Here is a 23930-nt window from a genome sequence, read left to right on the forward strand (position 1 = left end):
GACGGAACATGAACTCCAGCCAAGTTGAATGCCGCCAGCGGTCGTCCTTGCCGATGTAGTGATCGTTATAGACCCAGTCCTTGTTGCCGGTATTGTAGGGTGGATCGACGTAGATGCATTTGATCCGTCCGGCCATCGTCATACGCAGCCAGCGAAGGCTGTCGAAGTTGTCGCCTTCGAGGATCAGGTTGGACCATCCGCCCTCGCGATCAGCCGGGTCCGACTTTTCGACCAATAGTTCGGCGGCGATGAACTCCGCCTCCAGTGATCGGTCGGCTTCGATTTCGTCGCGCTCCCAAACAAGTCCGAGCTTCTTGGAGCGGTCATGTTTCTCAAGCAGCTGGATCAGCTGCTCGCGCGAGAGGTTTTCATACCGCCCGCCTGCGTCGTCAGTAGTAGCGACATTTCCCGGATTTTTAGCCATGACCGGATTTGGCATGCTGGCGCCTGATGAGCAACGCTAAGCCCATCGCAACAAAAAAGGGCGGCCCCGTCCCCGGAGCCGCCCTCTTCAGTTTCAGCCGCTAGAGCGAACTGAACGACCGGATCAGAAATCCATGTCGCCCATGCCGCCCATGCCGCCGCCGCCCATGCCGCCACCGGCGCCGCCGGCGGAGCCCTTCTTCGGTGCGTCGGCAACCGCCGCTTCGGTGGTGATCAGGATACCGGCGACCGAGGCGGCGTCCTGGAGGGCGGTGCGGACGACCTTGGCGGGGTCGATGACGCCGGCCTGGATCATGTCGACATATTCCTCGGTCTGGGCGTTGAAGCCGTAGGTGGCCGAGGGGTTTTCCAGCACCTTGCCGACGACGATGGAGCCTTCGACGCCCGCGTTCTCGACGATCTGACGGATCGGGGCCTGGATGGCGCGGCGGATGATGGCGATGCCGGCGGTCTGGTCGGCGTTGTCGCCTTTCAGGCCTTCCAGCGCCTTGGTCGCCTTCAGCAGGGCGATGCCGCCGCCGGGGACGATGCCTTCTTCAACGGCGGCCCGCGTGGCGTTCAGGGCGTCGTCGACGCGGTCCTTCTTCTCCTTGACCTCGACTTCGGTCGAGCCGCCGACGCGGATGACCGCGACGCCGCCGGCCAGTTTGGCCAGACGTTCCTGCAGCTTTTCCTTGTCATAGTCCGAGGTGGTGGACTCGATCTGGGCCTTGATCTGGCCGATGCGGGCCTCGATCGCGTCCTTCTCACCGACGCCGTCGACGATGGTGGTGTCGTCCTTGGTGATGGTGACCTTCTTGGCCTTGCCGAGCATGTCGAGGGTGACGTTCTCGAGCTTGATGCCCAGGTCTTCCGAGATCACCGTGCCGCCGGTCAGGACGGCGATGTCCTCCAGCATGGCCTTGCGGCGGTCGCCGAAGCCCGGAGCCTTGACGGCAGCGACGCGCAGGCCACCGCGCAGCTTGTTGACGACGAGCGTGGCCAGGGCCTCGCCCTCGATGTCCTCGGCGATGATGAGGAGCGGGCGGCCCGACTGGACCACGGCTTCCAGGATCGGCAGCATCGACTGCAGCGACGAGAGTTTCTTCTCGTGCAGCATGATGAGGGGCTCCTCGAGCTGGACCTCCATCTTGTCGGCATTGGTGATGAAATAGGGCGACAGGTAGCCGCGGTCGAACTGCATGCCCTCGACGACGTCGAGTTCGGTCTCGGCGGTCTTGGCTTCCTCAACCGTGATGACGCCTTCGTTGCCGACCTTTTCCATGGCCCTGGCGATCATGTCGCCGACTTCGGAGTCGCCATTGGCCGAGATGGTGCCGACCTGGGCGATTTCGGAGTTGGCGCTGACCTTGCGGCTGGAAGCCTTGATGTCGGCGAGGACGGCGGTGACCGCCTTGTCGATGCCGCGCTTCAGATCCATCGGGTTCATGCCGGCGGCCACGGCCTTGAGGCCTTCCTGGACGATCGACTGGGCCAGGACGGTGGCGGTGGTGGTGCCGTCGCCGGCCTTGTCATTGGTCTTGGAGGCGACTTCCCGGATCATCTGGGCGCCCATGTTCTCGAAGGCGTCTTCCAGCTCGATTTCCTTGGCGACCGAGACGCCGTCCTTGGTCGAGCGTGGGGCGCCGAAGGACTTCTGGATCACGACGTTGCGGCCCTTGGGACCGAGGGTGACCTTGACCGCATTGGCCAGGACGTTGACGCCGCGCAGCATCTTTTCGCGCGCGTCGGTGGAGAACATCACTTGTTTGGCAGCCATCTGGCAGCTCCTTGAATGGGTGGTGAGTGAGGAGTGGCGAGTGGCGAGATCGATGGGGCGGCGCTGGCGGATGACCGGAACGGTCTCACTCGCCACTCGCCACTAACCACTCGCCACTGGAGTTTTGAGCGTTAGCTCAGAACTCCAAGCACGTCCGATTCCTTCATGATGATCAGGTCTTCGCCGTCGATCTTGACCTCGGTGCCCGACCATTTGCCGAACAGGATGCGATCGCCGGCCTTCAGGTCCATGGCGACGTGCTTGCCGTCCTCATCGCGGGCGCCGGGGCCGACCGAGATGACTTCGCCTTCCTGGGGCTTTTCCTTGGCCGAGTCGGGGATGATGATCCCGCCCTTGGTTTTGGATTCTTCTTCAACGCGCTTGACCAGCACGCGATCGCCGAGCGGACGAAACGCCATTTGTCTGTCTCCCTGAGAGTGTCTTGAGGCCCTCCCGCGCGACTTTGGCAGCCGATACACGAGAGTGCTAACGGCGGGCAGATAGGGTCGGCGACCCGGGGCGTCAAGCCGGGCGTCTGTTTTCGTCTTGACGCAATGCACTTTGCAACATAAAGCACTCTACATGAAGCAGCGGGATGGCCCGTTCGCTCACTGACCAGGAGGCTTTCATGCTGTTCAAGACCCTGTCCCTTGCCGCCGCTGCGGCTTTTTCGCTCGCCGCCCCCGCCATGGCCGAGGACGTCACCGTCACCCTTACGGGGGTCCAGGCCCGCGGCGGCGTCATTCTCGCCGCCCTGCAGACCGAGGCCCAGTTCATGCAGCCGGCCGGCACCTATGGCGAGCGCATCACCGACCCTGCCTCCGGTGCCGTGCGGGTGACCTTCCGCAACGTCGCCGCCGGTGACTATGCCCTGATGGTGCTGCACGACGAGGACGGCGACGGCCAGATGAAGATGAACGGCTATATGCCCGCCGAGGGCTGGGCCATGGTCAATGGCGACACCCTGCGGGCGACCCCGACCTTCGACCAGGTGAAATTCACCGTGACCGCCTCGGGCGCCGATCTCAGCGTGCCGATGTCCTATCCGCGCTAGGGGTGGCCGCCGCCGGGGCCCGGCTGTCGTCATGGTCGATGGCCGGGCCGTCGGGGATGAACGCCTGATGAACGGCGGCCTCGCGACGTGTTCAGACGCCCCTGACTAGACCGTGGATCAACCCGGCGGTTCGCCGTCCCCGGCCATGAAAGGACAGACCATGACGATGTTCCCGAAGATCGCCCTCGCCTCGCCGGCCCTGATCGGCGCCATGGCGCTCAGCCTCATGGCCGCCAGCCCGGCCGACGCCCAGAGCCGCCATCGCGACCGGGATCGCGACCGTAACGAGGACCGCACCGGGGACGTCCTGATCGGCGTCGCCATCGGGGCCCTGGCCGGCGCGGCGCTCGCGGCCAGCTCGAACGACGGTGACTGCGACTACTACCGCGGCGGCCGCTGCTACCGGAACCGGGGCCACTGGGAGCGCGAGCACGGCATCAACAGCCGCGACGGCTACGATCGCTATGAACGCCGGCAAGACCGCCGCGACTGGCGCCGCGACCGTCGCGACGACCGGCGATATGACCGCGACTATCGCTACGAGCGTCGCTGGTAGTCAGGCCGACATTCGTCCGGTCGCATCGTCACTGACCCGACGGGAACGAGAGAGGCGGCCTCCGGAAGCCGGGGCCGCCTTTTTCATTACTTTCGTCATCCTCCGGCGCGCGCAGCGCGACCGGGGGACCCAGCGGCGCCGAAGGCGATCTGTTCAGGCAGGCTGTCCGCTTTCCGGCCTGCCGCCGGCGGCGGGTACCGGGCCATTGCGGACAGTGAGCGCGAATGCGACCCTCGTCTCATGAGCCGAAGCGCAATCGTTCTCGCCGTCCTGGGATTGGTCATGATGCCAGTGACAGCACTTGCATGCAGCCCGGTCCCCAGAACGCCGGAGCAGCAAGGTGCTGTTGAGGACCGCCAGCTACGTGAGGCCACGGTCCTCTACCGGGGGACCATCGAGAACATGCGGCAGGAAGACGGCTCGCGTGTGATGGATATTCGTCGAGAGCGGGTCTTCTGGGGCTCCGGTGCACGGCAACTGGTGCAGCTTCCTTGGGACTACTTCTCACAATGTCCGCGAGGCAATCTTCGGGCCGCCGAACTTCTTGGCGTGAGTCTCAGAAATGGGCTGGGCGTTACCGTGATCGGCAGATCGGAAGATATGGCGCGCCCTGAAGACCTGATCATTCTCGTCGATGGTCTGCCCGACACAGAGCGGGTGCTGAGCCGCTTTCGGGAACTGAGGGGAACTCCCTGAGACGACCCGCGAACTATACCTCCGCTCCTGACCGGTAGCGGACCGTGGCGGCGACGTTGGCACAGGCAACGATTGGTGCCCGGCTAGACCGCCAGGGATTGCTCGCCGATTTCGCTGGTCAATCCTTCGAGGAAGCGAATGACGCTGGTGGGGCCATCGATCTGACGCATGTGTATGCGAGCCGATTTGGAGCCAGCACATACATGAATCCACTGCTGTTGCTCATCGACACGAAAGCTGATGCCTCGTTCTTGGGCGACACTGAAAGACTGGTTGTTCCAGCCCCTAACGAGCAGGACTTGACCGTCATATTCAATGACTGGAATCCTGAGCGCAGTTCTCACGACGGCCGGTAGCTGCCACAGCAAATAAATAACGATAACGGCGAGAACGACATCTATGATCAGCCTACCGGGGTAATCGGTTAACAAAACAAAATAGGTAGATGGAAGGTCGAGCAGATTTAAGAAAACTATTCCAATCAGTCCGAGCCAATACCAAATCACTGAAGCGCGGTAGTAGAACTTGGTGACGGGCATTTTTCTGTATCAATTCGTCGAGCACATAAGACGACCGTAGACGACCCCGGAGCCCCCCGCCACTGCGATGTCCGCTCCCCACCCACAGCGGACATGCCGGGCGTCCGCTTCCCGCCCCGACCCTAGACCATCAGCCGCTTCATCAGCTCTGCCGTCGACGGGTCCAGCCCGGCGGACGGTTCCCCCGCCGCGACATCGGCCAGCACCGCCTTCGCCAGCGCCTTGCCCAGTTCGACGCCCCACTGGTCGAAGCTGTTGATGTCCTGGATCACCCCCTCGACGAAGGTCTTGTGCTCATACAGGGCGATCAGGGCCCCGACCGCCTCGGGCGACAGGGCGTCCATCAGGATCGTCGTCGAGGGCCGGTCGCCCGGGAAGGTCTTGTGCGGGGCCAGACGGTCGGCCTCGGCGGCGTCGGCGCCCGCCGCGATCAGCTCGGCCCGGGCCTCGGCCTCTGACTTGCCCACCATCAGCGCCTGGGCCTGGGCCAGGGCGTTGGACCACAGGGGCGCATCGCCCTCGCGCGCATCCATGGCGGCGTCGGTGGTGTGGCCGACGACGATGAACTCCGCCGGAACCACCATCGGCCCCTGATGGATCTGCTGGAAGAAGGCATGCTGGCCGTTGGTGCCGGGCTCGCCGAAGACGATCGGGCTGGTGGCGGTGTCGACGGGCGAGCCGTCGCGCTTCACCCGCTTGCCGTTCGACTCCATCTCCAGCTGCTGCAGGAAGGCCGGCAGCCGGCGCAGGCCGTGGGCATAGGGGGCGACGGTCCGGGCCATGCGTCCGCGGCCCTCGACATTGTAGATCTGCGCCAGCGCCAGCAGCACCGGGGCATTGCACTCCAGATCCGCCTCGAGGAAATGCGCATCCATGGCCCGGGCGCCGTTCAGCACCCGCTCGAACACATCCCACCCCAGGGCCACCGCCACCGACAGGCTGACCGCCGACCACAGGGAATACCGGCCCCCGACCCAGTCGCGGAAGGCAAAGGTCCGGCCACAGCCCCAGGCCGCTGCCTTGTCCGGTGCCGCCGTCACCCCGATCAGGTGATGGACCATCCGCTTGGGCGACAGGCTCTCGGCCAGCCAGGCCTTGGCCAGTTCGGCATTGGCCAGGGTCTCCTGGGTGGTGAAGGTCTTGGACACCACCACGACCAGCGTCGTCTCGGGGTCGAGCCCGGCCAGGGCCTCGCCCATTTCGCGCGGGTCGATATTGGCCACGAACCTCAGGTCGATGACCGGCTCCAGCGGCCGCAGGGCGTCCCACAGGACGCGCGGGCCCAGGTCCGACCCGCCGATGCCGATGTGGACGATGGCGGTGAACGGCTGGTTGGTGCCACCGCCCTCGGCACCCGAGCCGACGTCGGTCGCGAACCGGGCCATGGCCTTGCGCGCGGCGGCCACCTCGGCGGACACCGGCTCGCCGAGCGCCCGGAAATCGGCGTCGTCGGCCGCCCTCAGGGCCGGATGCAGCACCGCCCGACCCTCGGTGTTGTTGACCGCCTCGCCGCCGAACAGGGCCTTGCGCCGCCCCTCGACGTCACAGGCACGGGCCAGGTCCAGCGCAGCCTCGAACCCTTCCGCGCTCCAGGCCTGTTTCGACAGGTCCAGATACAGGCCTGCGGCGTCCACCCCCATCCGGTCGACCCGGCCGGGATCGGTCGCGAACTGGTGCAGGATGCGTCCGTCGGCGTCCTTGCGGGCGACGGCGCGAAGCATGTCGAGGGCCTGGGTGCGGGCGGTCATCGGGCAAGCTCGGAATTCGGGAGGGTAAACCCTCGTTTACGGCTCGGGCGTAAGCCGGTTCAACGCCGAATCCGCGATTCGGCCAACTATATGAGGTTTGCCATGTCCTGCGGCGTCGCCCTGGCGGTCTCCCTGCTGCTCACCGACCCCAATATCGCCCTGGCTGCGGCCCTGCCGCCGCCGGCGGCGGATGCGCCGGTCTCGGTCGCAGGCGAGCCGCTGTTCGCCGAGATCGTCAGCCGCTCCGGTGCCCTCAAGGGCGTGGTCCAGGGCTGGATCGACGCCGGGGTGATCGAACAGTCCGACTTCGCCACGGGCGAAGCCTTCACCGGCTTCCGCGCCCGCGCCGTCGAACTGGCTGCCCTCGACATGCAGGGCCACCTGATCCTCAAGGCGCGGGGCACCGACGGTGACCTGAAATGCATCCTGCGCGGCATCGCCGAGGACATGCCGTTGAAGGTCGCCGCCGTAGCCGCCGCCACCACCCCCGCCGAACGCCGCCTCGCCCTCGAGGAACTGCACTACCTCCTCAACGACAACGTCGAAGTCATCACGGCCCCGCCCCAGCCTGAAGTCTAGACCGTTCTTGGATGGGTGAGGCGGCGTCCGGGCCCTTCACCGGCGATGGCTGTTCATCACGACGGACACAACGCGGGTCACAACGGACACCACGGGTCCTGTGAGCCTGCCGGTACCGCACCTCTTGCCTGAACAGCTGGACGCTGCCCGGAATTGCGCGAGGGCATCGGATCACCGCGGCGAACGCCGCGATCTCGAGCCAATCGAGGAGCCTCGACCTCGACACCGCTCCGGTCCCGTCGTGTTCGTTGTGACCCGCGTTGTGTCCGTCGTGCTGAACCTGCCAACACCTGCACCTCGCCCGAAGGCGCAACCGATCGCTTCGCTCCCGGGCGCTCAAGCCCTCTCCCAATGGGAGAGGGATCAATATCTGACTATCTCCGGATGCTTCGCTGAACAGCGCGACCGATTCTGACGCACCCACCCCCGATGCTGCGCCCATGTACGAGGGACAAACCCGAAAAATCCGCTGCGAAGACACCTGGCGCGCGGTCCGCCGCGCCTGGGAAGCGGGCGAGACCGGGGCCTCCCTGGCCCAGCGATATGATGTCGGCCTGGCCAATCTCTGGCGGCGCCGGGCCTCGGAAGCCTGGAAACGGCGTCCGCCCGCCGAGCCCGATCCGGAACCGGCCGAGGGCTGGAACCGCTACGCCCAACGCAAACAGACCGAGTTCGAATACCGGCGGGAGGAGACGCGGCTGCTGGCGGTCAAACTGGCCGAGGCGATGCGGGGCGAGCCGTTGGCACAGGTTCCGGTCTGGCACCTCGGCTTTGTGCTGGAATGGCGGGCCGAGAACCTGCCGCCCGACCAGGCGGCCCGTGACCGGGACTGGGCGGTCCGTCACGGCTGGACCGAGGCCTTCTGGAGCGAGACAGGCTGGCTGCACCCCCTGTCCTACCTCGACGAGGTGACCCTGCAGGCCAACCGCGAAGACTGGCGCGAGGACGCCGGACTGCCGCCGGGCACGGCGGAGGGGTGGCCGTGTTGAGGGCTTCCTGCTTTCGTCATCCTCCGGCGAGCGCAGCGAGACCGGGGGACCCAGCGGCGCCGAAGGCGACCTGTTCAGGCACGCCGTCCAACAAAGCCGCCGCGACAGGTTCGCGCTCTCGCGCGCCGCTGGGTCCCCCGGTCTTCGCGGCTGCGCCGCTTCGCCGGAGGATGACGAAAGCAAAGGGATCAGCGGTTGGGTCTACCGCCGCCCATCCCCCAACGCCTCCACCACCACCCCCTCGGTCAGCAGTTGCGGCAAAACCCGGGGCTCCGCCACGCCCGGCGTATACAGCAGATACAGCGGCACCCCCGACCGTCCGTGGCGCTGCAGTTCAGCCGTGATGGCGTCATCGCGACGGGTCCAGTCGCCGACCAGATAGACGGCGTTTGACCCCTCGATCGCGGCCTTCACGCCCGCCGTGGCAAGCGAGGTCCGCTCATTGATCTTGCAGGTCACGCACCAGTCGGCGGTGAAATTGACCAGCACCGGTCGGCCCTGGGCCCGGGCCGCCTCGACCGCCGCAGTCGACCAGGGCGCGCTGGTCGGCCCCGCACCCTCTACCGCCGCGGCCGAACCCGCGGCCTCGGCCGGGGCGCGGGCCGCCACGATCAGCGCGGCCCCCGCCAGCAGAAGCGCCGCGACCCCGGCCGTCAGATGAAAAACACCCCGCCGCCCGAAGCCGCGCTCGGTCTGGCCGCAGCCGATCAGCCAGACGCCGAGTGCCAGCATCAGGCCGGCTGCGAACAGCGGGCCCAGCGCCTCCGCCCCGGTCTGGCGGCTGAACACCCAGGCCAGCCACAGGGCGGTCGCATACATCGGGAAGGCCAGAAAATTCTTCAGCCGCTCCATCCACGGTCCCGGCCGCGGCAGCCGTGCCAGCAGGCCGGGCGTCAGGCTGACCACGACGAAGGGCAGGGCCAGACCCAGTCCCAGGCCGAGGAAGACCAGCAAGGCCATCGGCCAGGGCATGACCAGGGCGGCCCCCAGCGCAAAGGCCATGAAGGGGGCGGTGCAGGGGGCGGCCACGACCACCGCCAGCGCCCCGGTGAAGAAGGCGCCGAGACCGCCGGGCAGGCGCGACAGCGGCCCCGATCCGGCACCCTGCAGCCTCCCGCCGACATGGAAGACGCCGGACAGATTCAGGGCGACGGCCAGCATCAGCAGGGCCAGACCCGCCGTCACCGGCGGCGACTGCAGCTGGAAGCCCCAGCCCACGGCCTCGCCGGTCGCCCTCAGGACCAGAAGAACACCCGCCAGCAGCAAGAAGGTCGTCAGCACGCCGGCCAGGAAGGCCAGTCCGTCGCGCCGGGCGTGACGGGTATCATGGGCCGAGCCCGCCAGAGCGGCGGCCTTCATGGCCAGGATCGGAAAGACGCAGGGCATCAGATTGAGGATGAGTCCGCCGAGGACGGCGAACAGCAGGGCTTTGGCGAAGGTCGCCAGATCGCTGCCGCCGTCCGGGTCAGCCGCTGCGGCATCCGCGTCGGCTGCCGCAGCGAGCGCGCCGGATCCGGATGTGCCGGCGGGCAGGGCACCCGGCTCGGCCCGGATTTCCCATGCGCCTGCGGCCGTCACCAGCACACCCCCGACCGGCCCGGTCAGGCCCGTCGCCCGGGTCTCGCTGCCCGGCCGAAGCCGCAGGCTCAGCCCCTGCGGTCCCCATGCGCCGGTCTGGGGGGCCGGATGGTCGATGATCCCTCCCTCAAAGGGGAAGAAATAGCTGGGGCCCGGATCGCTTCCGGCCAGGGGCCCGCCGGCCGCGCCCAGGGTCAGTACGCCGTCCTCCAGCGCGACCCGCGCCGTGATCCCCGCCGGTCGAGGCGCCTTCTCCAGCACCGCGGTGATCGCGGCACCGTGGCGCGGGTTCAGCGGCGCGGCACCGTCGCGGACCCGCAGGTCGAGCCTAAGGGTCAGTTCGTCCGGAACGCACATCTCGGCGCTGCAGACGAGGAACAGGGCCTTGACCGTCAGGGGCAGGTTTGTACCCGGTCGCGCCGAGGCCGGGACTTCGATCGGGACCGGCAGATAGACCGTGCCCGAATAGCCGTAGTTCATCAGCCCCGAGATCCGCTGCCGTTCGGGCACCGGCCAGACGATGTCGCCGGCGCTGACACCCCGGGGCAGGGTCCAGGTCAGGGTTGTGGCTCCGCCGGAATCCCCCGGATTGCGCCAATAGGTGTGCCAGTCCGGCCGGATGGTCTGTTTGACCGCCACCACGGCCGTCGATCCGGGCGCGGCCCAGGCCGACATCGGAACCAGCTCTGCCTCGATACGGTCGGTGCGCTGCGCGCCCTCGGCCCCGGTCTGGCCCATGGCCTGCGCGGGCCACAGACTCAGGGCCAGCAGGATCAACACTCGAACGAACGGGTTCACAAAGCCTCCGGAAACGGTCGACGCCACCTTAGTCGCCCGGACGGCCATCCGTCACCGCCCCCGTACTCGCCGGGCGCACCCCCGCGCTGCCGTGCCGCATCCACTCAAGAAAAGGGCGGTCCGTCCAACGACAAACCGCCCCGAACCCTCGGCCAGTCCGTGAACGCCTAGTAACGACGCTGGCCGTTTTCCCAGTAACACTCGTCCTGACGGCCATCATAGCAATAGTAGTAGCGGTTCTGGCTGTCACGGTAGCGCTGCTGGTTGGCACGGTCCTGCTGGGAGCCGCGCACGGCGCCTGCAACGCCGCCTACGACGGCCCCGATGGCAGCACCGCGTCCGGCGTTGCCGTCGCCGACATTGTTGCCGATGATGGCCCCCGCGATCGCCCCGATGCCGGCACCGATAGCGCCCTGCCGTGTGGCCTCACTGGGGTTGCCGTATTCGTCCGTCGCGCAGGCGCTGACCAGAAGTCCGGCACCGGCGATCGCAATAATTGCCTTGTTCATGTGAGTTTCCTTGATCTCTCGGGTTCGCCCCGTGGGTGAGAACACTGGATAAGCGTAGCGGTTCCGAGGCTATTGTACATCTCAAGCCTGCACCAGGTTTTGATTGGTCCCGCACGGAGGTTGCGGCACCGGTGTTCTGAGTTGAGACGGGGGTTTCGTATGCGTTTTTCTGAACCGGTTCGAATGGCGGATGGCGGTGAACACAGCCCGGTGTGGGCTCGCACCAAACGCCGCTCCGGGGGCAATGCCCTGGTGGGGATCATTGTCACCTTCCTGGCGCTGTTCGGCGTCCTGACGGCCGTTCTGGGTGTCAAGGAACAGTCGTTGGCTGAAGGTGGTGCGATGATGGACGGCTGGATTACCAAGGGCGTCGATACCGTTCGCGGTGTCCTTCCGGGGGGCGCTGAGTCCGCTGCTGCGGCCGATGTCGCTGACGCGGCTGCCGGGACCGCCGGTCCTGCCGCCGTGGCGGGAGCCGCCGCGGCTTCGGACGGGATGAAGAAGGAATAGCCAGACCTGGCCGGTCCCGATCGGAACATTATTCCGGTCGGGACGTTCGGGCGTCATGATCGGTACGGGAGGCCCCGCGCGTGTTATAGCCGCGACGGTGGACAGCGGGACCGCAGATTTACCCATCCTGACCCCGCATGTCGCGCTCGGGCGGGTAACGATGCTGCTCAATCCTTTGTCCGGCGGAGTCGGACCGAATGCGGCATCTGAAGCGTCGGGCATTTTCGCGGAATATGGCCTTGAGGCCGCCATCGTAGTGCTTGAGGGCGGGCAGTTCGATGCGCAAGTGCAGCAGGCGCTCGATGTTTGGCCTGATGCGCTGTTCGTCCTGGCCGGCGACGGCACAGCCAGGGCTGTTGCTTCACGGGCCGGACCCGATGGACCTTTGATTGCGCCGCTGCCGGGCGGCACCATGAATATGCTGCCCCGCGCCCTGTACGGAACTTCGGACTGGAAGAACGCCTTGAGGCGGGCCCTTGAGGAGGGTGCCGAACAGTCCGTCGCCGGCGGAGAGGTCAGCGACGGCAGGGTCCGTCAGTCATTCTTCTGCGCTGCAATCCTCGGTGCGCCTGCGCTTTGGGCACCCGCCCGCGAAGCGGTACGGGAGGGCAAGTTTGGCCTCGCCTGGGCCTATGGCCGCCGGGCGCTGAAGCGGGCCTTCTACGGCCGCTTGCGCTTTTCTCTGGACGGCCGCGCAGACTGCCGCGCCGAGGCGCTTGTTCTCATGAGCCCGATGATTTCAAAGGCGATAGACGAACATGCCGGATTGGAGGCCGCCGCTATGAACACTGCTGATGCGCTTGAGGTGTTCCGCCTCGCCGCTCATGCCGTGTTTGATGACTGGCGTCAGGACCCGGCGGTGACCACCCGGTCGATCCAGCAGGCGACGGTCCGGGCGCGGTCGCGTATACCGTCTGTGATCGACGGCGAACCCGCCCTGTTGCGGCATGTGACCAAGGTACGTTTCATCCGCAGGGCATTCCGCGCCCTTGCACCCAATCCGCCGACCCAGGCCGCAGGCGTCTAGTGGGGCGCATCCTCCAGTTTTCCGACATTCATTTCGGCTGCGAGCATAAGCACGCCTGCGCCGCCGCCCTCGACTACGCCCACGCCACGGCTCCTGACCTGATCCTGATTACCGGCGATATCACCCAGCAGGGGCTACCGGTCGAGTTCGAGGCAGCGGGCCGCTGGATCGCCGGCATGCCGGACCCGCGGTTCGTCGTCGTCGGCAATCATGATGTCCCCTACTGGAGCCTGTTTGCGCGGGTGTTCAATCCCTGGAAGGCTTTTGAGCGTGCGACAGGCCATCCGGCTCATGATCATCAATTCCTCAGCCCGAATTTGATGGTGCGCGGCGTCGTCACCGCGCGCGGTTGGCAGGCGCGGGCGAACTGGTCCAAGGGCGTCATCGATCTTGATCAGACCCGCAAGGCAGCCACGGCCTTGCGCGATGCCCCGCCGGGGGCGCTGCGCATCCTCGCCTGCCATCACCCGCTGGTCGAGATGATCGGTGCCCCGATGACCGGCGAGGTCAAGCGCGGTGAGGTGGCCGCCCGGATTTTCGCCGAGGCCGGCGTCGACCTGATCACGACGGGCCACGTCCATGTACCGTTCGCCCTGCCGATCACGCTCGGGGACCATTGTTCCTACGCCGTGGGCTGCGGTACCCTTTCGCATCGGGAGCGGGGGTCGCCACCGAGTTTCAACCGGATCGAATGGGATGCGGACCACATCACCGTCACTGCGATGGCGTGGTCTGGCCGGCATTTCGAGCCGGACCAAACCTGGAAACTGCCTCGCCGACAGGACACGCGGCGGACGTCCACTGCGCCGGATCCGGAAGATGCCGGTCCGACGAAAAAGGCCGCGGTCTGAGCGACGGCGGCCTCTTTATATCTTTCCGGGCTCGATCCCGCCTCAGCGCCGTCGGCGACCCCCGTGGGATTTCTCGGTAAAGGCTGCCGCCACCATTGTTGCGAGCGCCGGGTTGCGCAGGAAGATCCAGCCGCCGGCGAGGGCCGCAACGGTGCCGAGGATCGGCCGCTGCCGGAACAGCATATAGGCACGCTGCCCAAGGCCTGCGACGTCTTCCTCATCCTCTTCGTCTTCCGCCTCGCTGCGCGCCAGGAAAATCAGCGCGACCGCCAGGGCAATCACCGTGAACAGGAGGAATGTAATCGCCGCGGCGGCGAGCGCCGGGACGACCAGCTGCAGAGCGTAGAAAATCGTCGCGCCGAACGCGAGGACAGCTACCAGGGCGGCCCCGGCCGCGACCGATGCCGCGACGGCCTTCTTGACGAGGCCTCTCGCCATGCCTTCACCCAGCATCAGCGGCGACGACCGGCGAGCAACAGGCCCAGAACGACCCCAACGCCCAGGGCGATGGCGGTGGACTGCATCGGCCGCTCCTGCACGCGCTCGACCAGATAGCGTTGGGCTTCGTCAAGACGTTCGCTGGCCTCGTCATAATACTCCTGACCCCGCACCCGCGCGGTGTCATAGTAACCGCGAGCCCGCTCGCGCAGCACGTCTGCTTCTTCCCGAAGGCGCGTTTCAGCTTCCGCAGCCTTGGCGCGCAGACGGGCTTCGGCCGCCGTCGCCTTCTCACGGAGCCGTGCCTTTTCTTCGGTGCCGAGCACCTTGAGATCGTCCTTCAACGTATTGATGTCGTTCTTCACGGCTGCCCGTGCTGTCTTGGTCGTGGCCATGCTGCGCGCTCCGTTTTTCAGGCTTGACGGTTAGATAGAGAACCCGGTGCCGGAACGCCACTCCCCGGCGGCGGTTCCGGTCCTGCAATACGGGTGATGGTAGCGAAGCGCTGCAACCAAGCATAGACAGGCAGAATGACTGACTGGCTCTTCCCTCCCTCACCCCCCGTTTTCCTGCCTGTTGTGGGGCAGTCTGCGCGGTTTCCGGTTCGTCGCATCCTGTGCGTGGGACAGAACTATGCCGCCCATGCGCGTGAGATGGGTCACGCCCGGGCCGAACCCTTCTTCTTCACCAAGCCGGCCGACGCGGTTGTTGTTGATGGCACCGACCCCGTCTTTCCGATGGCGACGGCCGATCTGCACCATGAGGTCGAACTGGTGTGTGCGGTCGGATCGGCCGGAACCATCGTCGGCTGGGCTGTCGGCTGCGACCTTACCCGGCGGGACCTCCAGGCGGTGGCCAAGGAAAAAGGCCGGCCCTGGGACGCGGCCAAGGGGTTTGACCAGTCCGCGCCTTGCGGTGCCCTGACTCTTGATGCCATGCCGGACCCCGCCGCGCCCATTGCCCTTTCAGTGAATGGAGCGTTGCGTCAGTCCGGCCGGTTGAACGACATGATATGGAGCCCGGACGAGATCCTCGCCAAGGCGCGGGAGCTATGGGAGGTTCGACCGGGGGACCTGATCTTCACTGGCACCCCTGAAGGCGTTGGCCCGCTTCATCCCGGGGATCGGGTCGAGGCGACCATTGAGGGCCTGCAAACCCTGAGCTTCTCGGTGCTTCCGCGATGATCCTGCACGGCTACTGGCGTTCGGGTGCCGCCTACCGGACCCGCATCGCCCTCGCCCTGAAGCACCAGGTCTATGAGCCCCAAGGCGTTGACCTGCGGGCCGGTGCCCACAAGTCCGAAGTCTTCGTCGCCCTCAATCCGCAAGGTATGGTGCCTGCACTGGAGCTGGACAGTGCTGTCCTGACCCAAAGTCCGGCCATCCTCGAATGGCTGGAGGAGACCTGCCCTGCGCCCGCCCTGTTGCCTGCCGCGTCGGTGGATCGCGCTCATGTTCGCGCAATGGCTGCCCTGATTGGCTGCGATATCCACCCGCTCAACAACCTCCGGGTCGGCAAGGCATTGCGCGAGACCTTCGGGGCCGATCAGCCGGCCATAGACGCGTGGGCCGCCCGCTGGATTCTGCCCGGGTTCGAGGCGCTGGAGGCTCTGGTCGCCCGGCACGGCAAGGGCTGGTGCTTCGGCGACGCCCCTACCCTCGCCGACTGCTATCTGATCCCGCAAATCTATTCTGCGCGTCGGTTCAATGTTCCGCTTGAGGCTTTTCCACGCCTTCTGGCCATCGATACTCTCGCTTCGCAGCACCCCGCCTTCATCGCAGCCCACCCGGACGCCCAGCCGGACGCGGATTGAGTAAGTGCCGCGGAAGAGCTCCTCTGCCGCCCTGCTCGCGAGAGCCAGCGGTGCATGAGGTGAAAGTCTAGCCTTGGGCGGGCCTGAGGCCCTCGACCGAGGCGCGCTGGACGACTGGGCGACGCTCACCGCCGGCGGCCCGGATACGATCAATACGGGCTTTTTCCGCCTTGAAGGCCGCCAGATCGGCGCCCGCAAGGATCGTGCCTTCGGTCGTTCGAACACCGGCCGGATTGATCCGCTGGCCGCCGCGCCAGATTTCATAATGCAGGTGCGGGCCGGTCGATGCGCCGGTTGACCCGACATAGGCTACGGTCTGGCCCTGCCGCACACGCTGTCCTGCGCGAATGCCAGAGGCGTAGCGCGAAAGGTGACCGTAGCCGGACTCCAGGCCATTGGAATGCCTGATGCGAAGCCAGTTGCCATAGCCGCCCCAGCGGCGCGCCTCGACGACGACACCATCAGCCGGGGCCACGACCGCGGTCCCGCTGGCGGCCGCGAAGTCGATGCCCTGGTGCATCTTGCGATAGCCGGCGATTGGATGACGGCGGAAGCCGAACGAGGACGAGACGCGGAAGCCTCGCTCGAGCGGGGTCCGCATGAAGGCCGAGCGCGTATTCTTGCCGGTTGCGTCAAAATACTGTGCCTCGCGAGCTCCCGCGGGTCGGAACCGGTAGAAGGCAACCCCCTTCAACTCGGCGTACAGCAACCCATCCGTCCCGATGGTGCGCCCGTTTTCCGTAACGGTGCGGCCAAACACATAGGTGAATTCGTCGTTCGCCCGGATGTCGCGATCCAGGTCGAACCGGTGCGAGAACAGACGTCCGGCGGCGCGGGCCACATCGGCGGGGGCCCCTTCACGACGGGCCGTGCGGGTCAGTGAGCCCTCGACCTTGCCGGTCAGGACCACGATCTCATGAGAGACCTTTTCCTCGAGGGCCCGAAGGCGCAAAGCACCATCGAAACTGCGGGATACGGTCAACTGGGTCGCCGGACCCGTGCGCATGGTCAGACCGATCAAGCGAGCCTCGCCCCGGCCACCGCGCGGCTGGGAGATTGCGGTCTCGAAACGCTGGCCGGCGCGCATTGAATTGACATCCATGGCGTTCGACAGGGTGGCGGCCACAGCCGAGGCTTCTTCGGGTGCGATACCCGTGCGGCGCACGGCCTGCTCAAAGGTTTCGCCCCGGCGAATCTGGACAGGGATGGCTTCCGGCGTCGTCAATCCAGCGGGCATGCCGGCGGCGGCAAAGGCCTGATCAGCCAGGGCGGCGATCTCGGTCTGGGTGAGCGGTGGAACTTCTTCCGCTTTCGCAGGTTGATAAACGCGACCGGCAAGAAGCGCCACCGAGATCGCGGCCACCGCCGTGAGGGCGTGGGGCGCGATGCGCATCGGCTGGCGACGTGGATCGAACTGAGCCATCGGTCCCCGAAAAGCAGCGACGCCCGACGGCGCCAAACTCACTGGTAGCAAGGATCGCGCCGGATGCAGGCCCCGCCGCGGAACAGGGCATATAACCCCTTAGACCCAAGATGGGAAGGCGGTTCGTTACAGTGTGTTAACCGGAGCCGTCGTCGCTGGTAAATCCGCTTTGCCTGCTGAGATTATCTGGAGTTTTCGACAGTCTACCCGCCGAGTTTGCGCACTGATTTGACTCATGGATGCGGCAACCTGTCCCAACCCGAACCAGCCGGCACTAGGAGTGGCTGATTGGCCACTGGACTGTGTTTCAGTCGACACGATCGTGCTGCTGAAAGGAAGGATTCCTTTGCTCAACCGCCTTTCCACCGGCGTGTCCGTCCCGATATGACCGCCTGATGACCATCACGCCCGCTCCTGCCTGCCCTCCTTCGCGGCCTGCACGCGGGCGTGGTCGTCGCGCCGTTATCCTTGCGGGTGCGGCTGTCGGCGTGCTGTCAGTCCTGATCGCCCTGCTCTACCTGAACCGGCGCGAGGCGACGCGACAGGTCCTGACAAGCTGGCTGGAGCATCAGGGGATCGAGGCCGATGCCCAGGTCGAGCGGCTGGAACTGGACGGTCTGGCGGCCAGCATCCGCATCGGCGACGCCGCCGATCCCGATGTGATCGTCGAACGGGTCGAGGTCGACTACGCGATCCGCGCGCCATGGTCGAAGGGAGGGCTCGCCCTGACGCCCACGCGCATCCGTCTGGTCCGCCCGGTGGTGCGCGCCAGTCTTCGTAACGGCAAGCTGACCCTGGGTTCACTGGATCCCCTGATCGAGCGCTTCACCGGTCGTCCGCCGCGGCCCGACAGTCCCGGTCCGCTGGTCCTCGTCGAGAGCGCCCGCGTCCGGCTCGATACGGACTATGGTGCCGCCAACATCTTCGGTGACGCCCGTATCGATGGCGGCAAGCTTGTCCGGCTGGCCGCCCGGATGCCCGCGATGGCCTTCAAAAGCGGTGACGTGGAGGCAGAGGGGTTGCAGGCCACGGTCGAACTGGCCACCGAGGGCGATCGCGTGGCCGTCCGACTTGCGACTCAGGCCGATCGGGCGCGCCTGCGTGGCGTCCAGGTTGATGATGCCCGCCTGACCCTGGCCGGCGACCTCCCCTATCCCGATCTCGAGTCCCGGCGGGGTGATGGCCCGGCAAGGTTCGAACTGCGCGTAGCCGCCGCCCGTCTTTTCGGCGGCGAGGTGTCGGCCCGGGATGTCGACGGGCAGATGACGTTCGCCGGCCAGACCACCGGCTGGATCGAGCGCTTCGGCATCGAGGGAGTCAGCACGGGCGAGCTTCGCGCGGTCAGTATCGACGGCCCTTCTGCCTCGGCGAATACCGTGCGCCTGGGTGTGACTTCGACCCGGGTCCGGTTGGCATACGATACCACCGGGCTGAGCTGGGGACTGGACGGGAGCGCTGCGATCACGGCGGCCCGTGCCGTCGGGGCCGGACTGGACATGGCCGGACTGAACCTGACCTCAGACCGGCTGATCGCGGGCGGACGGGGGTCAGCGGTCGAAGCGGAGGCTCCCATCCTTCTCGCTGCAGGACGGTTGATCCGGGGCGACCTGATCCTGACGGGCGTAAGAGGCGCGATTGATTTCGATCTGACCTCGGTTGATGGCCTGCGGGTCACAGCCCGGGGTGCGCTCCGGTCGGGGCGTGCCGATTGGCCGCTTCTCGGGCAGCCATCCGGGGCTGACGTGCCGGAGCTCGCCGGCATGAAGGGTGCGCTCGCGGCCTTCACTGTCGATGTCCCCGGGTTCGAACTCAGCGCGGAGCGGTCCGGTACGCGCCTGACCCTGACCCGTCCGGCAACGCTGCGGCCATTGAACGGCGGCATACTCGCCGTGAGTCCGGCTGACACACCTGTCTTCCTTGCTGTGCCCGGGCATGCGGGTGGCGGTGCCTTTTCACTGACGGCGACGCGGGGGCGGGGTCTGCCGGAAGCGACCTTTGTCATTCCGGCCTGGCGGCTGACGCCGTCGGGCTTCATGGCCACACTCGATGGCCGTGCTGCCCTGGATTTTGGCCTTGCCCGGCGGCTCGTGCTTCAGACCCGCGGCGAACTGAGGTCGTCCGGCAGTCGCCTCACCTATTTCGCCGACCGCTGTATTCCCCTGACCGTCGGACAGCTCGAGCTGGATGAAAGCGATGTCGTCGATGTTGCCGGCGACATCTGCCCTGTCACCGGTCCGTTGGTCAGCGTCGCAGACGGTCTCTGGCGGGTCGAGGGCGCGCTACGGCACCTGAGTGCCTCGGCTCCCTTTCTCTCCCTGCGGTTCAGCGACACCGAGGGTGGCTTCAACGCCAGCGGCGGCTCGGGAGGCCTGAGCATGGAGGCTCGCATCGCCCGGGCGACGGTCACCGACTCCACCTCACCCCCTCGCTTTCATCCCCTGACAGCGACCGGTTCCGCGCGTCTGGCGGACGCAGGCTGGACCGGCGACTTCGATCTGGTCCGTGGCGAGACTTTGCTGGGGCATCTGACCCTGGCCCATGATGGCTCTGAAGGAGCAGGGGGACTGGTGATCGAAGCCCCGTCAATCGCCTTCGTCGAAGGCGGTCTCCAGCCCGCCGATCTCAGCCCATTGGCCGGGTTCATCGGATCGCCGGCCACGGGGTCGGTCGCCTTCGATGGTCGCATCGACTGGCGGGCCGGGACGGAGGCGACAAGCTCGGGACGTCTGACCATCCCGGGCCTCGACTTCATCAGCCCGGCCGGTCCGGTGAAGGGCCTGAGCGGAACCGTCGACTTCATCAACCTGAGCCCGCTGACCGCGGCTCCGGGGCAACGGCTGTCCGCTGCAGTCCTGGAATCGGCGGTCCCTCTGACCGACATCCAACTGACGTTTGGCCTCGACAAGGCGGCGGTGACCATAGAGGGCGGCGATCTTGTCGTGGCCGGCGGCCGCATAAGCGTCGAGCCTTTCGCCGTCCCCCTTGATCCGAACCGGCCGATAACCGGTGTCATTGTGCTCGAGAACGTCCAGCTGGGTGAGGTCATCACCGGCTCCGGCTTCGGCGACAAGGTCAGTCTCGACGCCGTGGTTTCGGGCCGCCTGCCCTTCACCGCCGACCGGGTGAACGGTGTCCGCATCGCCGGCGGCGCGCTGGCGGCGGTCCGGCCCGGCCGCCTGTCCATCGCCCGCGCAGCCCTCAATGGTCTGGAGGCCGGCGGTGGCGGAGAGGCGGTGCCATCCAATATGGTCCAGGACCTGGCCTACCAGGCCATGGAAAACCTTTCGTTCGACATCCTCTCGGCAGAGGTCAACAGCCTCGATGAGGGCCGTATAGGTGTGTTATTCCGCATTCGCGGCCGTCACGATCCTCCGGTGCGGCAGGAATTGCGCATACCTCTCTCCGAGTTCATCAGCCGTGAGTTCCTGAACCGGATTCTGCCCTTGCCGTCCGACACCGGGATCGACCTGACCTTGGACACCACCCTCAACCTGAACCAGTTGATCGGCGACCTGATGGAGATGAACCGGGCCCGTGGCGGACAGCCTTCGGTCACGCCGTGATCAGCCCGTTTTCGTTGTTCAGGACCCATTCACGCTCCTGCGCGTTAGATCGCATCAGATTGAAGACCGGAGACCTCCGCCCATGACTCGGCCCAAGACCCGGACGCATGCCCGTCTCGCCCTGATCGGCCTCATCGCCGCCGTGGGGACCGGGGCCTGCACGCCCACGGTCCGGCTGCAGGTCGATCCGATCACCATCTATGCGAAGCTCGACGCCGATGTTCGCGTACGCCTCGACAAGGAGTTGCAGGACCTCCTGATCGAAAACCCCAACCTGTTCTGACGCGAAAGTTGCCCCAGATGTCTTTCCGCAAATTCTTCGTCGTCGCTGCGGCCATTGCGGCCCTCGGCGTCGCCGCGGGCGCGGCCTTCGCCCAGACCGCCACCCAGAAATCGATGATCGACGCCGCCAAGGCTCAGGGCACGGTCGGTGAACAGGCTGATGGCTACCTCGGCTTCCGGCTGCCGTCGGTCGATGCTCCGCTGACCGAAGCCGTCCAGGTCACCAACGCGGCCCGTCGGGAAGCCTATGCCCGCAGCGCCCAGGCGGCCGGCGATGGCGCAACGACCGAAACCGCAGCAGCCCGGATGTTCCAGACACAGCTCCTGCCCCGCATCAGCACCGGCCAGTGGTACCGCAACGCCGATGGTCAGTGGGTCCAGCGCTGACCGCGCCTCGTCTGCTGCTGAAGAGTCTCGCGGTCATTGGCGTCGCGGTGATCGCGATGGCGGCCATCAGCTTGGTCTGGACCGCGATTGGTGGTGGGCCGTTGGGCCTGCATGGTCTGATCGCCCTGTCGCTCGGTGTGCTGGGTACGGTGGGACTGACCTGGGCATTGATGGCGCTGGCCTTCAAGTCCAGCCGTGAAGGTTGGGACGACCGGCCCGACGATCCCGACAAGCCTTGAGCCGCCGCGCCGCCCGCGCGATAGGTCGCGGATGACAGACGCCCCAAAGCCCTCCGACATCACCTACGCCGGCTATCTGGCCCTCGACGACCTGCTCGCTGCACAGCATCCGTTGTCGGACGAGCATGATGAGATGTTGTTCGTCATCATACACCAGACCAAGGAGCTGTGGCTCAAACAGATCCTGCACGAGGTGACCCTGGCCCAGGCCCTGGTCCGCGGCGGCGATCTCGTCCCGGCCTACAAATGCCTGGCCCGGGTCAGCCGCATCCAGGCGGTGATGACGATGAGCTGGGATATCCTGGCGACGATGACGCCGGCTGACTACCTGCGCTTCCGCGGCGTGCTGGGCTCGTCCTCCGGCTTTCAGAGCGACCAGTTCCGGCGGTTCGAGTTCATGCTGGGGCTGAAGGACGACCGCTTCCTGCGCTTCCATGTTGAACGCCCCGACGCTCATGCGGCGCTGCAGACGGCGCTGGCGGCGCCCAGCCTCTATGACGACGCCCTCGCCCAGCTCGCGGCCGCCGGCCTGCCGGTGCCGGCCGAGGCCCTGAGCCGCGATGTCAGCCGCCCCTATGAGCCGTCGGAAGGTGTCGAGAACGCCTGGCTTGAGGTCTATCGCGACACCGCCCGCTGGTGGGCCCTCTACCAGCTGGCGGAGAAGCTGGTCGACCTGGACGACGCCCTGCTGACCTGGCGGCACAAACATGTCGTGACGGTCGAGCGCATCATCGGCCGGCGGCGCGGGACGGGCGGGACCGAGGGGGTCGCCTATCTGACCGAGACCCTGCAGCGACGCTGCTTCCCCGAGCTCTGGTCGCTGCGGACGAAGCTGTAGAGAACAAAGGCCCCGGTCGCAGGACCGGGGCCTTTTCAGTCTCAGCGAAAAGAAGCGGCTCAGGCTTCGGTTTCGTCGGCCTTCTGGGCGGAGCCGGTTTCCGGGACCACGACGCCCTTGACCGGGCGGATCGTCTGCTTTTCGGCGATCCGGGCCGATTTGCCGCGACGGTCACGCAGGTAATAGAGCTTGGCGCGCCGGACGACGCCGCGGCGCTTGACCTCGATGGAGTCGATGTTCGGCGACAGGATCGGGAAGACCCGCTCCACACCTTCGCCGAAGGAGATTTTGCGCACGGTGAAATTCTCGTTCACGCCGCCGCCGGCGCGGGCGATGCAGACGCCTTCGAACGCCTGGATGCGTTCGCGCTCGCCTTCCTTGATCTTGACCATGACCCGCAGCGTATCGCCGGGCTGGAAGTCGGGAATGTCGCGCTTGGCGATCAGGCGGGCTTTTTCTTCGGCTTCGATCGTCTGAAGGATGTTCATTCTATTCTCCTCGAGCTTTTGCGCTCTTTACCTGTGATTTGGCGGGCTCAAGTCCCGCATGGGCCGTCTTGTCCGGATAGGCCGCCCAGAGGTCTGGCCGGCGGTCCCGGGTCGTCTCTCGCCGCTGCTCCTCGCGCCATGCGGCGACCTTTTTATGGTCTCCGGACAGCAGAACCTCGGGTATCTCCAGCCCCTCGAACGTCCGCGGTCGCGTGTACTGCGGATGCTCCAGAAGGCCGTCCTCGAAGCTCTCCGAACTCAGGCTGTCGGCCTGGCCCAGCACTCCGGGGATCAATCGTACGCACGCCTCGATCACCACCATGGCCGCCGCCTCGCCACCGGCGAGCACTGCGTCCCCGACGGAGACCTCCTCGAACCCGCGCGCGTCGAGCACACGCTGGTCCACCCCCTCGAACCGGCCGCAGAGGACGGTGATCCCGTCCGCCTTCGCCCATTCCTTCACGCGCGCCTGGGTCAGGGGCCGACCCCGGGCACTCATGTACAAAAGCGGCCGCCCTGACCCGGATACGCTGTCGAGCGCCTTGGCCACCACGTCCGCTTTCAGCACGGCTCCCGGCCCGCCCCCTGCGGGGGTGTCGTCCAGGAAGCCGCGCGTATCTGTGGAAAAGGCCCGAATGTCAACCGTATCAAGGCTCCAGAGCCCGCGCTCACGCCATGCCGTGCCGATCAGCGAGACGCCGAGCGGGCCGGGAAACGCTTCGGGGAACATGGTCAGGACGGTGGCGGTGAAGGGCATGAGGAGGAGTGATTAGTGGTTAGTGATTAGTGGTTGGGGGCGAGCGCGGCGGCGGCGACAGACCC

The 23930-nt window shown here is 66.5% G+C and carries 26 protein-coding genes and 1 pseudogene; 15 read left to right on the forward strand and 12 right to left on the reverse strand.

The window, feature by feature from the left end; all coding sequences use genetic code 11:
* The 3 genes and pseudogenes from Q0053_RS03960 to groES form a co-directional block, all read right to left on the reverse strand.
* A pseudogene (locus tag Q0053_RS03960) lies at nucleotides 1-424 on the reverse strand (hypothetical protein); the annotation flags it as partial.
* 123 nt (nucleotides 425-547) lie between these two features.
* On the reverse strand, nucleotides 548-2203 hold the full coding sequence (groL, locus tag Q0053_RS03965; protein WP_298096342.1) for a chaperonin GroEL: 1656 nt from the start codon (nucleotides 2201-2203) through the stop codon (nucleotides 548-550).
* Between the two features lie 131 nt (nucleotides 2204-2334).
* The gene (gene groES, locus Q0053_RS03970; RefSeq protein WP_298096344.1) at nucleotides 2335-2622 is read right to left on the reverse strand and encodes a co-chaperone GroES; all 288 of its coding nucleotides are present in this window, start codon (nucleotides 2620-2622) and stop codon (nucleotides 2335-2337) included.
* A gap of 209 nt (nucleotides 2623-2831) precedes the next feature.
* Between groES and Q0053_RS03975 the strand changes: the two genes are divergently transcribed.
* From Q0053_RS03975 to Q0053_RS03985, 3 genes are all read left to right on the forward strand, one after another.
* Complete coding sequence (locus Q0053_RS03975) at nucleotides 2832-3257, forward strand: DUF2141 domain-containing protein (RefSeq protein ID WP_298096347.1); 426 nt, start codon at nucleotides 2832-2834, stop codon at nucleotides 3255-3257.
* A 160-nt stretch (nucleotides 3258-3417) separates the two neighbouring features.
* Nucleotides 3418-3813, forward strand: a complete 396-nt coding sequence (locus Q0053_RS03980; RefSeq protein ID WP_298096349.1) for a hypothetical protein — start codon at nucleotides 3418-3420, stop codon at nucleotides 3811-3813.
* A 282-nt stretch (nucleotides 3814-4095) separates the two neighbouring features.
* Nucleotides 4096-4509 carry a hypothetical protein gene (locus tag Q0053_RS03985; RefSeq protein ID WP_298096351.1) on the forward strand — a complete coding sequence of 138 codons (414 nt, stop codon included), beginning with the start codon at nucleotides 4096-4098 and terminating at the stop codon, nucleotides 4507-4509.
* Between the two features lie 83 nt (nucleotides 4510-4592).
* Here Q0053_RS03985 and Q0053_RS03990 read toward each other — a convergent pair whose 3' ends face one another.
* Both Q0053_RS03990 and pgi read right to left on the reverse strand, forming a co-directional pair.
* On the reverse strand, nucleotides 4593-5048 hold the full coding sequence (locus Q0053_RS03990) for a hypothetical protein (RefSeq protein ID WP_298096353.1): 456 nt from the start codon (nucleotides 5046-5048) through the stop codon (nucleotides 4593-4595).
* 122 nt (nucleotides 5049-5170) lie between these two features.
* On the reverse strand, nucleotides 5171-6796 hold the full coding sequence (gene pgi, locus Q0053_RS03995; RefSeq protein ID WP_298096355.1) for a glucose-6-phosphate isomerase: 1626 nt from the start codon (nucleotides 6794-6796) through the stop codon (nucleotides 5171-5173).
* 102 nt (nucleotides 6797-6898) lie between these two features.
* On the opposite strand from pgi, the gene Q0053_RS04000 reads away from it, so the two are divergent.
* Together Q0053_RS04000 and Q0053_RS04005 are read left to right on the forward strand one after the other, a co-directional pair.
* Nucleotides 6899-7375, forward strand: coding sequence for a hypothetical protein (locus Q0053_RS04000; RefSeq protein WP_298096357.1), 477 nt, complete (start codon nucleotides 6899-6901; stop codon nucleotides 7373-7375).
* A 440-nt stretch (nucleotides 7376-7815) separates the two neighbouring features.
* Nucleotides 7816-8364, forward strand: a complete 549-nt coding sequence (locus tag Q0053_RS04005) for a hypothetical protein (RefSeq protein ID WP_298096359.1) — start codon at nucleotides 7816-7818, stop codon at nucleotides 8362-8364.
* A 201-nt stretch (nucleotides 8365-8565) separates the two neighbouring features.
* Here the strand turns inward: Q0053_RS04005 and Q0053_RS04010 are convergent, their stop codons facing one another.
* Both Q0053_RS04010 and Q0053_RS04015 read right to left on the reverse strand, forming a co-directional pair.
* On the reverse strand, nucleotides 8566-10767 hold the full coding sequence (locus Q0053_RS04010; protein ID WP_298096362.1) for a thioredoxin family protein: 2202 nt from the start codon (nucleotides 10765-10767) through the stop codon (nucleotides 8566-8568).
* 140 nt (nucleotides 10768-10907) lie between these two features.
* The gene (locus tag Q0053_RS04015; RefSeq protein WP_298096365.1) at nucleotides 10908-11249 is read right to left on the reverse strand and encodes a YMGG-like glycine zipper-containing protein; all 342 of its coding nucleotides are present in this window, start codon (nucleotides 11247-11249) and stop codon (nucleotides 10908-10910) included.
* A 159-nt stretch (nucleotides 11250-11408) separates the two neighbouring features.
* Between Q0053_RS04015 and Q0053_RS04020 the strand changes: the two genes are divergently transcribed.
* The 3 genes from Q0053_RS04020 to Q0053_RS04030 all read left to right on the forward strand — a co-directional run bounded on the left by Q0053_RS04020 (nucleotide 11409) and on the right by Q0053_RS04030 (nucleotide 13637).
* Nucleotides 11409-11759: a hypothetical protein gene (locus tag Q0053_RS04020; RefSeq protein ID WP_298096367.1), complete on the forward strand. Its 351-nt coding sequence runs from the start codon at nucleotides 11409-11411 to the stop codon at nucleotides 11757-11759.
* Between the two features lie 160 nt (nucleotides 11760-11919).
* Nucleotides 11920-12786 carry a diacylglycerol kinase family protein gene (locus Q0053_RS04025; protein WP_298096370.1) on the forward strand — a complete coding sequence of 289 codons (867 nt, stop codon included), beginning with the start codon at nucleotides 11920-11922 and terminating at the stop codon, nucleotides 12784-12786.
* Nucleotides 12786-13637: a metallophosphoesterase gene (locus tag Q0053_RS04030; protein ID WP_298096373.1), complete on the forward strand. Its 852-nt coding sequence runs from the start codon at nucleotides 12786-12788 to the stop codon at nucleotides 13635-13637. Before Q0053_RS04025 ends, Q0053_RS04030 begins: the two co-directional genes overlap by 1 nt.
* Before the next feature lie 42 nt (nucleotides 13638-13679).
* On the opposite strand, the gene Q0053_RS04035 is transcribed toward Q0053_RS04030, so the two are convergent.
* Nucleotides 13680-14090, reverse strand: a complete 411-nt coding sequence (locus Q0053_RS04035) for a hypothetical protein (RefSeq protein WP_298096376.1) — start codon at nucleotides 14088-14090, stop codon at nucleotides 13680-13682.
* On the reverse strand, nucleotides 14090-14470 hold the full coding sequence (locus tag Q0053_RS04040; RefSeq protein ID WP_298096379.1) for a DUF883 domain-containing protein: 381 nt from the start codon (nucleotides 14468-14470) through the stop codon (nucleotides 14090-14092). Before Q0053_RS04040 ends, Q0053_RS04035 begins: the two co-directional genes overlap by 1 nt.
* 135 nt (nucleotides 14471-14605) lie before the next feature.
* On the opposite strand from Q0053_RS04040, the gene Q0053_RS04045 reads away from it, so the two are divergent.
* A complete protein-coding gene (locus Q0053_RS04045; RefSeq protein ID WP_298096382.1) occupies nucleotides 14606-15259 on the forward strand; it encodes a fumarylacetoacetate hydrolase family protein in 654 nt (217 codons plus the stop codon).
* Nucleotides 15256-15888 carry a maleylacetoacetate isomerase gene (gene maiA, locus Q0053_RS04050; RefSeq protein ID WP_298096385.1) on the forward strand — a complete coding sequence of 211 codons (633 nt, stop codon included), beginning with the start codon at nucleotides 15256-15258 and terminating at the stop codon, nucleotides 15886-15888. Before Q0053_RS04045 ends, maiA begins: the two co-directional genes overlap by 4 nt.
* Nucleotides 15889-15955: 67 nt before the next feature.
* On the opposite strand, the gene Q0053_RS04055 is transcribed toward maiA, so the two are convergent.
* Nucleotides 15956-17311 (reverse strand): M23 family metallopeptidase, encoded by a 1356-nt coding sequence (locus Q0053_RS04055; protein WP_298096388.1) that lies wholly within the window; start codon nucleotides 17309-17311, stop codon nucleotides 15956-15958.
* A gap of 395 nt (nucleotides 17312-17706) precedes the next feature.
* Between Q0053_RS04055 and Q0053_RS04060 the strand changes: the two genes are divergently transcribed.
* The 5 genes from Q0053_RS04060 to Q0053_RS04080 all read left to right on the forward strand — a co-directional run bounded on the left by Q0053_RS04060 (nucleotide 17707) and on the right by Q0053_RS04080 (nucleotide 22620).
* Entirely contained in the window at nucleotides 17707-20874 is a 3168-nt protein-coding gene (locus Q0053_RS04060; protein ID WP_298096391.1) for a YdbH domain-containing protein, read from the forward strand.
* Between the two features lie 82 nt (nucleotides 20875-20956).
* Nucleotides 20957-21157 carry a YnbE family lipoprotein gene (locus Q0053_RS04065; RefSeq protein WP_298096394.1) on the forward strand — a complete coding sequence of 67 codons (201 nt, stop codon included), beginning with the start codon at nucleotides 20957-20959 and terminating at the stop codon, nucleotides 21155-21157.
* A gap of 17 nt (nucleotides 21158-21174) precedes the next feature.
* Nucleotides 21175-21543 (forward strand): YdbL family protein, encoded by a 369-nt coding sequence (locus tag Q0053_RS04070; RefSeq protein ID WP_298096900.1) that lies wholly within the window; start codon nucleotides 21175-21177, stop codon nucleotides 21541-21543.
* Between the two features lie 56 nt (nucleotides 21544-21599).
* Entirely contained in the window at nucleotides 21600-21782 is a 183-nt protein-coding gene (locus tag Q0053_RS04075) for a hypothetical protein (protein ID WP_298096397.1), read from the forward strand.
* A 31-nt stretch (nucleotides 21783-21813) separates the two neighbouring features.
* Nucleotides 21814-22620 carry a tryptophan 2,3-dioxygenase gene (locus tag Q0053_RS04080; protein ID WP_298096400.1) on the forward strand — a complete coding sequence of 269 codons (807 nt, stop codon included), beginning with the start codon at nucleotides 21814-21816 and terminating at the stop codon, nucleotides 22618-22620.
* A gap of 59 nt (nucleotides 22621-22679) precedes the next feature.
* Here Q0053_RS04080 and rplS read toward each other — a convergent pair whose 3' ends face one another.
* Both rplS and trmD read right to left on the reverse strand, forming a co-directional pair.
* On the reverse strand, nucleotides 22680-23108 hold the full coding sequence (gene rplS, locus Q0053_RS04085) for a 50S ribosomal protein L19 (protein WP_298096403.1): 429 nt from the start codon (nucleotides 23106-23108) through the stop codon (nucleotides 22680-22682).
* Between the two features lies 1 nt (nucleotide 23109).
* Nucleotides 23110-23865, reverse strand: a complete 756-nt coding sequence (gene trmD / locus Q0053_RS04090) for a tRNA (guanosine(37)-N1)-methyltransferase TrmD (protein ID WP_298096406.1) — start codon at nucleotides 23863-23865, stop codon at nucleotides 23110-23112.
* Between the last annotated feature and the right edge of the window lie 65 nt (nucleotides 23866-23930).

It is taken from the genome of Brevundimonas sp., assembly GCF_027487935.1.
Classification (GTDB): Bacteria; Pseudomonadota; Alphaproteobacteria; order Caulobacterales; family Caulobacteraceae; genus Brevundimonas.